Origin of the sequence: uncultured Sulfitobacter sp. (assembly GCF_947500075.1) — a bacterium.
Taxonomy (GTDB): Bacteria; Pseudomonadota; Alphaproteobacteria; order Rhodobacterales; family Rhodobacteraceae; genus Sulfitobacter.
The window spans coordinates 354,580-367,692 of sequence record NZ_CANMQS010000005.1 but is presented as its reverse complement, the minus strand read 5'-3'; the positions used below and the strand labels follow the sequence as shown (position 1 = coordinate 367,692).

Below are 13,113 nucleotides of genomic sequence, written 5' to 3'. Positions count from 1 at the left end.
TGGGAGAACGACGATGAAGAATATGTTATATGCAATGGCCATAGGGATGCTTACGGCAGCACCGGCATGGGCAGATGAAATCAAGATCGCGGTGGGGTGCCCACCGGTAGATGCCTGCGCCGATTGGGTCTATGCCGAAGACCTTGCTGCCGGTCTCCGCGATGCAGGCCTGGAGGCCACAGTGTTCACCGGTGGTGCGCTGGGAAAGGACCCCGAAATCGTCGATCAGCTAAGCCAGGGACTACTGCAATTCGGGCTTACCAATTTCGTGATGATCAAGGAGGTGGACGAAACGGTTCTGGGCTTCCTGGCCCCTTATATGTTTGATGACATGGAGCACTTCTTTCGCGCGACGCAGGACACCGAAAGTGACCTGATGAACGGGATCCGCGCATCAATGGAGGCCCAGGGCATCCGCATCGCAGCGCTGACCGGACTGGGCGGCACGATGGGTGTTTTCAACTCTGGCAAGCCCGTGGCAAACGTGGCTGATTTGGACGGCGTGCGGCTGCGTGCCATTGATGCCAGCCAGATCGAACTTTTCAAGCAGTGGGGCGTGCAGGGTGTCGTCGTGGACATGCCCGAGTTTGCAGGCGCTGTGCAGCAGGGCATCGTGGACGGCTATTTCAACCCGCCAGTCGTGGCGCTGATCTTTCGCCATACCGAGTTTCTGACCCATTACACCGATCTTGGTGCGGGCACGCCGTTCCGCTCGGCCTTGATGTCGGCTGATTGGTACGCAGGTCTGGACGACGCAACCAAAGCGATCGTCGACGCGGCCGTGTCCACCGCCAACACCAACAACCGCGCGTGGACCACAAAGGCAGCCAGCACTGAAATCGAAGGGCTGAAGAAAAACGGCGTAACGGTTTCGACCCTGGACAGCGCGGCTCTGGAAGACTTCAAGACGCGCAGCCGGGCCGCATGGGACGTTCTGATGCCCGCCACCGCCGTTGATGCCTTTCGCGAATTGGCCGAGGCGACGCGCAAGTGAACGCAATCACACTGGCAAGCGTGGGCGTGGACCGTGCTTGCCTTTTCCTCGCAAAATCCGCCTTGGTGGGTATGGTCCTGATCGTGCTTTTGCAAATCTGGGCACGCTACGGGTTTGACCACCCCTTTACCTGGACCGAAGAACTGGCGCGCTATCTGATGGTCTGGGCCGGATTGCTGGGCGCGACCTGCGCGTTCAAGCGACGGCTTGACCCGACGGTCGTGACCATTTCTGAAAACGCCGGTCGACCGCGCAGGATAGCCGCCATGGCTTTGTTGTTTCTGACCGTCATCGTCTTTCTTGCACCCATCATTTATTATGCAATCGTGGGCCCTGACATGAATATCCAACGGGGATTTCTATGGCGCAGCAGCAACCGCACCTCGCCGGGCTTGGGGCTGAACATGGCGCTGGTAGGTGCGGTTGTGCCCCTGTGTTGTTCGGTCATCCTGCTGCATCTGAGTGCAATGCTCTTTACCAAGGAACACAAACCATGACCCCTCCCCCCTTCTTCTCTGCGGCGGATATTCGCGATACAATTTCGACGACTGATCTGATCGATCCGCTCAAAGCCGCCATGATCTCGGTATCAAGGGGGCAGGCATCCCACCCACCCCGGTTTGCGGCCCCTGTGAATGATAAAGGGCGCGTCGGTGTCATGTATGGCGGGCTGACGACGCCCCCGATCCACGGCGCAAAGTTTCTTAGCCTGTACCCCGATGCCGCGGCAAATGGCCTGTCCAGTCACCAAGGCTTTGTCTTGCTGTTCGACAGCCGCGATGGGCGGCCGTTGGCAAGTTTCGACGCGGACGGAATCACCGCCATGCGTACGGCGGCGATGTCGATGCTCGCGACACAGACGCTTGCCCGTCCGGATCCTGAAATCATCACAATTTGCGGTGCAGGAGAGCAGGCAGAATGGCACCTGCGCGCGTCACTGGCGTGCTTTCCTTCTGCAAAAGTGCGCGTTTGGGCGCGCCGCTTTGCGGCGGCAGAGGCTTTGTGCAGATCCTTTGAGAAAGCCCAATGCGACGTTACTGCAATGCACAGCCTTGCCGATGCGTTGAAGGGCGCTGACGTCATCCACACCACGACCGCCGCGCGCACCCCCTACCTGCAAGGTGGGATGTTGCAAGAGGGGCAGCATCTCAATCTCGTGGGGGCAAGCCTCGCGGACAGCCGTGAAATCGATGATGCCGCCGTTGCGCAGGTGTCGATGTTTACCGATGCGCTGGAAAGCTCGGACCGCGAGTCCGGCGAAATCATCGGCGCGAAGCAGGCAGGTGCCATCGGCGGCGACTATCCCGTGACCGAGATCGGCAATGTTCTGGACCAAACGAAAGAAGGACGCGGCGTACCCGAACAAATCACCGCATACAAGTCGCATGGGCTGATCGTTCAGGACCTGATTGCAGCTTTCGAAGTGTTTCGGCGTGTTACAGCGAAAGACGGCGATTGTGTTGGCTGACCTGACGTCCCGTGGTTGTTCCGGAGCGGCCTTTGGCGGTGCCTTGATATCAAGGCCCATTCGATAACCGAGCAAATATCAGTCGATCGGCACATAGGCCAATTCAACCGAGCTGATGCTAACTCATGTCTGTGCAGGTCATGACCGTGCCGTCCTTAATCTGCATTCGAGAACTTCGCGGATACGTTGCTGGCATTTCCCAGCTTAACCATCGAAGATCGCAAACTGGAAGCGGTAGTGCGGCTTGAACCAGGGCAAACGCAAGCCACGCGCGATACACTAATTCCGTTTCTGGATCCGAACCCTGAAGGGAAGCTTGCGTGAGAATGCCGAATCCAGAAAGCCAAATGGGCACCGGGCAATTTGCGGGGAAATTGGGTGTGTCATCTGAAAACGGCTGGCTTACCACGTTAGCTAAAGGCGTCCATGATCTTCGCGATGACCGCCGGGTCTTGCGCGGCAAAGACTGCCATTAGTCAACCCTGTGTCGTTGATCGGCAGGTAATCACGTCTGATCATCATGTCTCGCCCTCCGAAACATAATTGATCCTTAGGCGACACATGGAGGTCAGGGAAGCATGACTATCCGACCAGTGTCCTTTTCCAACTGCGAATTAAACGACCCACCAAGACAAAAGGCAAATCCAACCAAAATTTTGTGGTTAAAGCCTTTTTTCTGCGAGCTGCCGATTCGATGATTTGGGTTATATTACAGCGACATAATCGCTGCAGTTAATAAATTTGGCTGCGTCGGTGATCCTCGGAGACCCAAAGGCAGGTTTGTCCCGCACTCTGAAAATTCGGCCTCTGATCCTTGCTGCACTCTGCATGAATGGCTGGTTTTCCCGCTGAGCGGCAGGACCGAATTTAACACCGGCGCAGCATTCTCCACGCTGCGAGCGCACGCAGCACAAAATCAAAAGGTCTGGTGTGGGCTCAAACCAACCCTCCCCGAATACCACCCAGCCCGGAACAAGGCGTAGCCGCCGGGCCATCGTCTGCCCCCCGCTTGGGCAGGCGATTTCGATAGGCTGGGTGGGTCATTGAGAGGGCACGCATACACCGCACCATAAAGTGGCAGAGAAAGAAGGTCAGATCGCCTCCCCGGGGCAGACGATATCCCAGCGCACGTCGCGCAGGTGGTGGGGTGCAATGGCCTCACTCAAAACAAGTGCCATAACCCCCCAATCACCCAGCCGCCTTCAGCGCCAACCGTCGCGCATGCAGCACAGGCTCGGTGTACCCCGACGGCTGCCGCGTCCCCTCCAGCACCAGATCACAGGCCGCTTTGAACGCAATCCCGTCATACCCCGGCGCCATCGGACGATACGCCGGATCATCGGCATTCTGCCGGTCCACAACTTGTGCCATCTGCTGGAACACCTCCATCACCTCCGCCTCGGAGACGACACCGTGATGCAGCCAGTTGGCGATGTGCTGCGCGGAGATCCGGCAGGTCGCGCGGTCCTCCATCAACCCGACGTCATTGACGTCCGGCACTTTGGAACACCCCACGCCCTGATCAATCCACCGCACGACATAGCCCAGAATGCCCTGGGCGTTGTTCTCCACCTCGCGGCGGATCTGCGCCTTGGTCCACTTGCGATAGGTCGCCGTGGGGATCTCCAGCAGCGCATCCACATAGGCGCGCCGCCCGCCCTTGGCCAAGCCCGCCTGCACAGCGAACACATCCACCCGGTGGTAATGCAGCGCATGCAGCGTCGCCGCCGTCGGGCTGGGCACCCAGGCGCAATTGGCACCCGCCTTGGGATGCTCGATCTTCGCCTCCAGCATCGCCGCCATGTTGTCGGGCACCGCCCACATGCCCTTGCCGATCTGCGCGCGGCCCGACAGGCCGCATTCCAGACCGATATCGACGTTCTGGTTCTCATAGGCCGTGATCCAGCCCTTGCGTTTGATGAAATCCTTGCGGCTGAACGGTCCCGCCTCCATCGAGGTGTGGATCTCATCCCCCGTGCGGTCCAGAAAACCGGTATTGATGAAACACACCCGGTGTTTCGCGGCCCGGATACACTCCTTGAGATTGACCGACGTGCGCCGCTCCTCATCCATGATCCCCAGCTTCACCGTGTGTCGCGGCAGGCCCAGAACCTGCTCCACATGGCTGAAAATCTCGTCCGAGAACGCCACTTCCTCCGGCCCGTGCATCTTGGGTTTGACCACATAGACCGACCCGGTGGTGGAATTGCGCATGCCAGCGGTCTTTTGCAGATCGTGCATCGCAATCACCGTGGTGACGAGCGCATCCATCAGCCCTTCGAAAATCTCATTTCCCTCGCGGTCCAGGGCCGTGGGCGTGGTCATCAGATGCCCCACATTGCGCACCAGCAACAGCGCCCGGCCCTTGAGGCTCAGCGTGGATCCATCCGGCGCGACATAGCTGCGGTCCGCATGCAGGCTGCGGGTGACGGTCTGGCCGCCCTTCTCAAAGGTCTCCGCCAGATCGCCTTTCATCAGGCCCAGCCAGTTGGTGTAGGCCAGCACCTTGTCCTCGGCATCCACACAGGCCACGGAATCCTCACAATCGACAATGGCAGAGACCGCGGATTCCAGCACCACATCCGCAAGGCCGGAGGGCGATGTCTTGCCAATCGGATGATCCCGGTCAAACACCAAAACCACATGCAACCCGTTGTTCTGCAACACAATGGCCGTCGGCGCATCCGGTGTCCCGGCATAGCCCACGAATTTCTCCGGCTGCACCAGCCCGCTGCCATCCACCATCAGCGCGCCATCCACCACCGTGTAAGACGCCGCCTTGCCGTGGCTCGTCCCCGCCACGGTAAAGGCTTCATCCAGAAACACCGCCGCGCGCGACACCACCCGCGCCCCGCGCCCCGTATCGAATGGCCCCGCCGGGGCCGCCGTGCCCATCGCATCGGTGCCATAAAACCCATCATACAGGCTGCCCCAGCGCGCATTGGCGGCGTTCAGCACAAACCGCGCGTTGGTGACCGGCACAACCAGTTGCGGCCCCGCGATACTGGCGATCTCAGGGTCCACATTCTCCGTCTCAACCGCGAAATCTCCGCCCTCCGGCAACAGATAGCCGATCTCCTGCAAACACGCCTTGTAGGCAGCGGGGTTGTGCGGGCTTTCTTTGTGGCACCGGTGCCAGACGTCGATCTGCGCCTGCAAGGCCGCGCGCTTGTCCAGCAGCGCCCGGTTGCGGGGGCCAAAGTCATTCGCCAGCGTTGAGAGCCCGTCCCAGAACACCGCCGCATCCACGCCCGTGCCCGGCAGGGCCTGCTCTTCGATGAACTGCGCAAAAACGCGGTCCACCTTGATGGCCGATCTGTCGATATACTGTTGTGCTGCTGTGATGGCCATGGTCCGTCCCGACTTTCCCCGCCTTAAGGAACAAGGCGGTCCTGATGATGCAATTTCTGCGGCGATGCTACGCCAGACGCAGATAGGCATGTCAGGGCAAAATGGACCAGCCCTCCGATCAACACTTTCAAATTTTATCGAACAATCGCGCCTCAGCCACCGCTCATGATCATCCGGTAGCGCATCTGGTCAAAGATCACCGCAAGGATCAGCAGCGCCCCCAGCAGCACCATCTGCATGTAGGAACTGACCTGCGCCAGGTTCATGCCGTTCTGCACCAGCACGATAAAGAACGCCCCCAGCACCACATTCTCCACCCGGCCAATGCCGCCACGGAGCGAGACCCCCGCAATCACGCAGGCCGCAATGGATTCCAGCGCGATCGTGCCGCCCAGATTGGCCTCCCCCGATTCCACCCGCGCCGTCAGCAGCAGACCCGTCAGCGAGGCGATCAGCGCGCAGACGATGTAAGCCGTCATCAGCGTTTTCTTGGTATCTATCGCCGACAGATGTGCCGCCTTGATGTTACCGCCCACCGCATAGATCTGCGTGCCGACCCGCGTGCGGGACATGAAGACCCACATCAGCACGATACAGATCACCGCCACCACCACCGGCACCGGCACGCCCCACCATCTGCCGAAGCCAAACGTGTCCGCAAAGGCAAAGGGCATCCCGCTCACCGGCACGCCACCCGTCAGGAACAGCGCCAGACCCGCCGCGACCGACGACACGCCTAACGTCATGATAAACGGCGATACTTCGAAATACGCCACGCCCAAACCGTTCACCGCACCAATCAGCAACGCCGCGCCAAATCCCATCAGCGCCCCCAGCGCAATCGCCAGCCAGACCGCATCGGGGAACACGCCCACGGCCCAGACCATGCCAAGCGCCGACACCACCGATGTCACCGCAATCGCCGTGCCCACGGACAGGTCGAACCCGCCGGAGATCAGCACAATCATCTGCCCCATCGACACCAGCACCAGATAGACCGACTGCCGTGCGACGTTCATCAGATTCTGCATCGTCAGGAACTTGTCCGACAGGATGGTGAACAGCACCAAAGCAATCCCAAGGAAGAACGGCAGCACACCCACCCGCACAAACAGGTTGCGGATGGCACCGAACACGGGGTTGGATGTTGTCGCGTCACTCATGCGGTCGCTCCACTTTCGTCAAAGAAGTATTTCAGGACGGTGTCTTCGTTCATCTCGTCGCCGCTCAATTCTGCGGTGATCTTGCCATGGGCAAAGACCAGCATCCGGTGCGACAGGTTCAGCACCTCCGGCAGGTCGGATGAGATCATCACCACCGCCTTGCCCGCCTCCGCCAATTCCTTGATCAACAGATAGAGCGCCGCGCGGGTGCCCATATCCACACCCACTGTGGGTTCATCAAAGATATACACATCAATGTCCTGTCCGAAGGCCTTGCCAAACAACACCTTTTGCTGGTTACCCCCAGACAGTTGAGAGACCAGCTTGGTGCGGTATCCTGTGGACAGTTCCACCCGATCCGCGATGCTTTCGGTCTTATCCCCAATCGCCCGCCAGTTCACAAAGCCACGCAGCTTTTCCTCCAGCCGTGCCATCATCGGATTCACCCCAAGGTTGGCATTCGACGACTTGGCCAGATCCAACCCCTCGCTCTTGCGGTCCGGCGACAGGTAGTACACCCCCGCCTGAATGATCTCGCGCGTATGGGCTTGGCTGATGTCCCGGTCCCCCAGCGTGACCGTTCCCGCCAGCCGAGGGTTCAACCCCATCACCGACCGAAACAACCGTGACTTGCCCGATCCAACCAAACCCGCAACACCCAGCACTTCGCCTGCGCGCACTTCAAAGCTGCACGGCAGCGTCCCCGCCGTCCGCACCTCTGCGACGTCCAGAACAACCCCGCCGTCCTGCCGTTCGATGCGCGGATAGATCTCCGAAATCGCGCGGCCCGTCATCATCTCAACAAGGGCTGCATCATCCGTCTCCGCCATCGCCACGGTCCCGATCAACGCCCCGTCGCGCAGTACCGTGATCCGGTCCGCGATCCGCGAAAACTCCTGCATCCGGTGAGAGATGTAGACGATCCCCACCCCTTTGGCTTTCAAGGTCTCAATGAAATCAAATAGATGATCCACTTCCCGGTCCGTCAGCGAGGCGGTTGGCTCATCGAGGATCAACACCTTCATGTCGCCGTGAAAGGCCTTGGTGATCTCCACCATCTGCTGTTGTGCCCGGCTCAGCGTTGCGGTCACCGCTGAGGGATCAATCGGGAAATCCAGCTCCTCAAACATCTCCGCCGCACGCCGCCGCATCGCACGATGGTCAATGAAGGGCCCCTTCGTCGGCTCCCAGCCCAGAAAGATATTCTGCGCCACCGTCAGCGTCGGGATCAGCGAAAACTCCTGAAAGACGGTGTAGATCCCCTTGCCCTGCGCATCCGCGACAGAGCCAAAACGCACCGCTTCCCCCTCAACTTCAATCGTCCCGCTGCTGGGCGTATTCGCCCCCGCCAGCATCGAAATCAGCGTGGATTTGCCCGCACCATTCTCACCAAACAACACATGCACTTCACCCGGCACGAGGTCGAAATCGACCGCGTCCAGCGCCAGCACACCGGGGTATTGTTTGGAAAGACCAGTGGTTTTGATCAGGGGGGATGTCATGTCTGCTCCAAGGTTGGGCCGGGAGAGATCCCCCGGCCCACTTGTCTTTAGTTGACCGAAAAGACCGGCTTATACCCATCCGCAGGCAGGATATCTGTCTGTGGCACATCATTGATGTTGTCAGGGTCCACGACAAAGATCTTCGGGCCCACATGTTTGATGTAGTCCTTGCCTTCCAGAATGCGCACCGCCTGATCAATCGCGATCCGGCCCTGCACCACCATGGAATCCGCCGGTGCCGCCAGAATGAAACCGCGCTTGATGCCGGTATAGACACCCGGCGTCATATAGAACGCCAGCAGGTCAACTTCGCCCTGCAAACCACGTTCCCGGATCAGGCCCTGTGCCGCTTCCGCCGTCACAGCCGTACCCGCAAGATAGCGCACATCGGGGTTCGCCTGTAGCACGTCTTCGACCAGCTTGAGCTGCGTTTCCTTGCCCGTATCGCCAAAGCGCGGCTCCAGCACTTCAACGGCAGAGCCTTCGACAGCCGCCAGGAACCCGGAATGCGCCGCTTCGACCCAGCCAGCGCCAGCCGGACCGGGGAACCAGCCCACTTTCACCGGATCGCTGCCCGCCGGATGTTTCTCCGCCAGATAGCGGCCCGTTTCGGCACCCATCGTTGCAAAAGACACAAGCGATTTGGCAGAAATATCCGTTGAGGACACACCGTTGATCACGTCAATGACCGGAATGCCCTTGCCTGCAATCTCGGAGATCACGTTGTTCAACCCGTCAAAGGAAATCGCTCCAATAACAACGGCTTCCGCACCGCCGGCCACACAATCCTCGATCTGGCTGATCTGGTTGGCAAGCTCAGTATAGCCGCCCGCTTCGACGTTGTTCATCTTCACGCCCAACCGCTTGGCTTCTTCCGCCACGCCGTAGTTCACACCCAGCCAATAGGCGTCTTTCATATGCGGGAAGGACACGCAGATGTTCCACGCTTTCTCCGCCTTCTCCAGCGGCGTATAGGTCACCGGGTTCACCGCACCATCCGCTGCAAACGCGGGCGTCACTTCCTCCGCTTCATAGGGATACCACGCGTCCGCCGCCATGGCGATTGCCGGGATCGCTGTCGCCAGCGCCAGCGCTGTTGCTGTCTTCAGGACATAGTTCATCGTTCTGACCTCCTTGTCAGGTGTTGAAATGCGGTTTCCCGCGTCAGGTTGAGCGGCTCTTAAGCGAGCGCGTCTCGGATTTTCTGCAAACCTGCTTTGCGCTCTGCGCGCGCCGCAAGGGATTGTTCCATATCAACTTTCACGAAGTTGACAGGCGTGTTGGGCTGCAACTGGCCAATCAAATCCATATCAGCCGAGATGATCGCGCCGAGGGTGAAATACCCGCCCCCCGACACCGCATCGCGGTGCAGCACAATCGGCTCTGTCCCGCCCGGCACCTGAATGGAGCCATAGGAATAGCACCCATCCACGATGTTCGACGGATCCGCACCCGCCCCAAACGGCTGCTCACGGTCGACAAACTCCAGATGCCGCCCGCCCCGGAAACGGTATCCCATCCGGTCCGCTTCTGGTGCCACGGTCCAGGTATCCTCAAAGAACCCCTTGCCCGCAGCCTCCGTCAGACGGTTCCAATAGAGCCCCGGCAACACCCGCAATTGCGCCGGATTGCCCGGCCCGCGCCGCAACTCGGCTGGCACAGACCGCCCCGCCTTGCCCGCGCCGCCGCCAATCGGGATCACATCCCCTTCGGCAATGGGGCGTCCTTCGACACCGCCCAGCGATCCAATCGGATAGGTCGACCGGCTGCCCAGATCAGGCGGCGTGGCAATGCCGCCCGACACCGCGATATAGATCCGCGCCCCGGTCTTGAGGAACCCAAAGCTCAGCGTCTGGCCAGATTTCACGTCAAACGAGGTCCACGGCTCAACCGCCTCCCCGTCCACCATCATCGGCATATCTGCACCGCAGACAGCCACGGTGGCGTCTTCGGTAAACTCGATCTCGGGCCCCATGAACACAGCTTCAAGGCCCGCAGCCCCCTCGTCATTGCCCACCAGCATATTCGCGGCGCGCAGCGCATAGCGGTCCATCGCACCGCCAATCGGAATGCCCAGATGGAAATATCCGGGGCGGCCAAGGTCTTGAACTGACGTCGAAAGTCCGGGTTTGATGATTTTAAGCGGCATTGAGCGCCTCCATCAATTTGGCGTTGGTGCCTTCCATATCGGCGTTGAAGGCTTCCAGATCGAAATCCACCTCCGCGATGCGCGGGGCATAGCTGCCATCAGCAACCGCCGCTTCGATGCGGTCGTATTCCGCGCGGTCAATCGGTTTCCATTTCACGATGTCACCGGGCCGGAAGAACACCATGAAATCCTTGAGGTAACTGGTCTTCTGCTCAGGATCGTAGATCGGCATCGGGGTGATCCCGAACATCTGATACCCGCCCGCCCCGCGCACCGAATAGATGCAGGAGAAACAGCCGCCATAGCCAACCGTGTGCTTGGGCGTATCCGTCCGTGGGCTGAGGTACTTCGGCACTTCCAACTGCTTGTCGCGATCCACCAGCTGATAGAGAAACGGCAGACCCGCCACAAAGCCCACCATCGACACAAACCACGGCTGCGAATGATGCGCTTCGATAAACGCCTCAACGCTGTCATAGCCATTGATCCGCGCCGCATAGGACAGGTCCGTCCCCTCCGGGTCCTGATGCCGCTCACGGAACCGCATCACGCAGTCATGGGTCCAGGGGTCTTGATAATAGACCGGAATCTCGATGATCCGCGTGGTCATCCGCTTCTCGGCACTCTCTGCCTTGTGCTCCAACTCCTGCACACGGCGCAGCATCTCGTCAGGGTGGGTCACATCCGGGTCGAACTTGACCTGAAACGACGCATTCGCCGGGCAAATCTCCGTCACGCCGGGAATATCCGCCTCACGCACCGCGTTCGACATGGAGAGCGATTTGAAGAAGGCGTCCAGCGACATCTCCTCATCCATCTCCACGTAGATGTGCTCATCTCCGCCAAAGGTATAACGTGTCTTCAAGATGCACCTCCTGTGGGTAAATTGCCCGCGTCCAGCCATGGCTCCAGCCATTGCGTGTGGAAATTCCCGGCACGCACGTCCGGGTCATCGGCCAAAGCCAGATGCAGCGGGATGGTTGTCTTTAGCCCTTTAAGCTCAATGCCTTGCAGGGCTGTCTTCATCTTCTCAATCGCCTCATTGCGCGTCGGCGCATGGACAATCACCTTGCCCAGAAGCGAATCGTAGAACGGCGGGATCTGGTATCCCTCATAGAGGAAATGATCGAACCGGATGCCGTCCCCTTCGGGCACCGTCATCGCCTCCAGCTTCCCCGGCCAGGGCATGAACTGCATCGCGGGGTCTTCGGCGTTGATCCGCACTTCAATCGAATGGCCGTTCCGCACGATCTCATCCTGGCGGACGCTCAACGCTTCCCCGCCACAGACCCGGATCATCTCCTGCACCAGATCGACACCGGTGATCATCTCTGACACCGGATGCTCCACCTGAATGCGCGTGTTCATCTCGATAAAGAAAAACTCATTCGTCGCGGAATCGTAGAGATATTCCAACGTCCCCGCCCCGCGATAGTTTGTGGCCTTCGCCAATGCCACGGCTGAGGCGCACAGGGTCGCGCGTGTCTCATCATCCAGACAATCCGCGCCTGCTTCCTCCCAGACCTTCTGCCGCCGCCGCTGCAACGAACACTCCCGTTCAAAGCAATGCACCGCATCTGTGCCATCGCCCAATATCTGCACTTCAATGTGCCGGGGCGACCGGACAGCACGCTCCAGATACAGCCCGCCATCTCCGAACGCTGCCGCCGCTTCCTGCTGCGCCTGCGGCGCCAGCTTGCGCAATTCCTCTTCTGTATCCGCCACTCTGATCCCGCGCCCGCCGCCACCGGCAGCCGCCTTGATCATCACCGGATAGCCCACCTCAGCCGCCACGGCTGCTGCGTCATCCACCGAATCCACCCGACCTTTCGAGCCCGGCACAACAGGCACGCCCGCCGCTTCCGCCGCCTTGCGCGCTTCAACCTTGTCGCCCATCCGCTCAATCGTCGCCGCAGACGGCCCCACAAAGGTCACGCCTGCCGCTTCCACCGCCCGCACAAACGCGGGGCTTTCGGACAGAAACCCATAGCCCGGATGCACCGCATCGGCACCCGTCTGAGCAATCGCCGCCATCAGCGCGTCGATGTTCAGATAGCTCTCCTTCGCAGGTGCCGCCCCCACGCAGACCGCCTCATCCGCCAGCTTCACCGCCAGCATATCCGCATCCGCTTCTGAATGCGCCTGAATGGTGTGAATGCCCAAGCCCTTTGCCGCACGGATGATCCGCACCGCAATCTCGCCCCGGTTGGCAATGAAAAGACGTTTGATGGCCATCAGTCCAGCGTCGCCAGCACTTGGCCCGCCGTCACGGGAGAGGCATCATCCACGCTGTAGCCCGAAAAGCTGCCCGCGATTTCCGATTTCACTTCGATGAAGGTCTTCATCACTTCCACCAGCCCGATCACATCGCCCACGGCAACCGCGTCGCCTGCCGATTTGAACGCAGGCTCTTCAGGCGAAGGTTTGTGATAGAACGTGCCCGGAAGGGGGGATTGAATGTCTGCCATGTCTCTTAACCCTTTGCT

General features: G+C 60.0%; 11 protein-coding genes. 3 read left to right on the top strand and 8 right to left on the bottom strand.

What is annotated here, in order from left to right; translation table 11 throughout:
- Positions 1–13 precede the first annotated feature (13 nt).
- From Q1A91_RS17585 to Q1A91_RS17575, 3 genes are read left to right on the top strand one after another with little or no spacing between them, the layout of a single operon-like run.
- Complete coding sequence (locus tag Q1A91_RS17585) at positions 14–994, top strand: TRAP transporter substrate-binding protein (RefSeq protein WP_299880464.1); 981 nt, start codon at positions 14–16, stop codon at positions 992–994.
- Entirely contained in the window at positions 991–1,491 is a 501-nt protein-coding gene (locus Q1A91_RS17580) for a TRAP transporter small permease (RefSeq protein WP_299880461.1), read from the top strand. Before Q1A91_RS17585 ends, Q1A91_RS17580 begins: the two co-directional genes overlap by 4 nt.
- Entirely contained in the window at positions 1,488–2,462 is a 975-nt protein-coding gene (locus Q1A91_RS17575; RefSeq protein WP_299880458.1) for an ornithine cyclodeaminase family protein, read from the top strand. Before Q1A91_RS17580 ends, Q1A91_RS17575 begins: the two co-directional genes overlap by 4 nt.
- 1,188 nt (positions 2,463–3,650) lie before the next feature.
- Here the strand turns inward: Q1A91_RS17575 and Q1A91_RS17570 are convergent.
- From Q1A91_RS17570 to Q1A91_RS17535, 8 genes are all read right to left on the bottom strand, one after another.
- Positions 3,651–5,813, bottom strand: a complete 2,163-nt coding sequence (locus Q1A91_RS17570) for a malate synthase G (RefSeq protein WP_299880455.1) — start codon at positions 5,811–5,813, stop codon at positions 3,651–3,653.
- A gap of 152 nt (positions 5,814–5,965) precedes the next feature.
- Positions 5,966–6,976, bottom strand: a complete 1,011-nt coding sequence (locus Q1A91_RS17565) for an ABC transporter permease (protein ID WP_299880452.1) — start codon at positions 6,974–6,976, stop codon at positions 5,966–5,968.
- Positions 6,973–8,478 carry a sugar ABC transporter ATP-binding protein gene (locus Q1A91_RS17560; protein ID WP_299880449.1) on the bottom strand — a complete coding sequence of 502 codons (1,506 nt, stop codon included), beginning with the start codon at positions 8,476–8,478 and terminating at the stop codon, positions 6,973–6,975. The genes Q1A91_RS17565 and Q1A91_RS17560 overlap by 4 nt, the downstream gene beginning before the upstream one ends.
- A gap of 47 nt (positions 8,479–8,525) precedes the next feature.
- Positions 8,526–9,599 (bottom strand): TMAO reductase system periplasmic protein TorT, encoded by a 1,074-nt coding sequence (gene torT, locus Q1A91_RS17555; protein WP_299880446.1) that lies wholly within the window; start codon positions 9,597–9,599, stop codon positions 8,526–8,528.
- Positions 9,600–9,658: 59 nt separating this feature from the next.
- Positions 9,659–10,627 carry a biotin-dependent carboxyltransferase family protein gene (locus Q1A91_RS17550; RefSeq protein ID WP_299880443.1) on the bottom strand — a complete coding sequence of 323 codons (969 nt, stop codon included), beginning with the start codon at positions 10,625–10,627 and terminating at the stop codon, positions 9,659–9,661.
- Positions 10,617–11,492: an allophanate hydrolase subunit 1 gene (locus tag Q1A91_RS17545; protein ID WP_299880440.1), complete on the bottom strand. Its 876-nt coding sequence runs from the start codon at positions 11,490–11,492 to the stop codon at positions 10,617–10,619. The genes Q1A91_RS17550 and Q1A91_RS17545 overlap by 11 nt, the downstream gene beginning before the upstream one ends.
- Positions 11,489–12,862, bottom strand: a complete 1,374-nt coding sequence (locus Q1A91_RS17540) for an acetyl-CoA carboxylase biotin carboxylase subunit (protein WP_299880437.1) — start codon at positions 12,860–12,862, stop codon at positions 11,489–11,491. The genes Q1A91_RS17545 and Q1A91_RS17540 overlap by 4 nt, the downstream gene beginning before the upstream one ends.
- Positions 12,862–13,095, bottom strand: a complete 234-nt coding sequence (locus Q1A91_RS17535) for an acetyl-CoA carboxylase (RefSeq protein ID WP_299880434.1) — start codon at positions 13,093–13,095, stop codon at positions 12,862–12,864. The genes Q1A91_RS17540 and Q1A91_RS17535 overlap by 1 nt, the downstream gene beginning before the upstream one ends.
- Positions 13,096–13,113 lie beyond the last annotated feature (18 nt).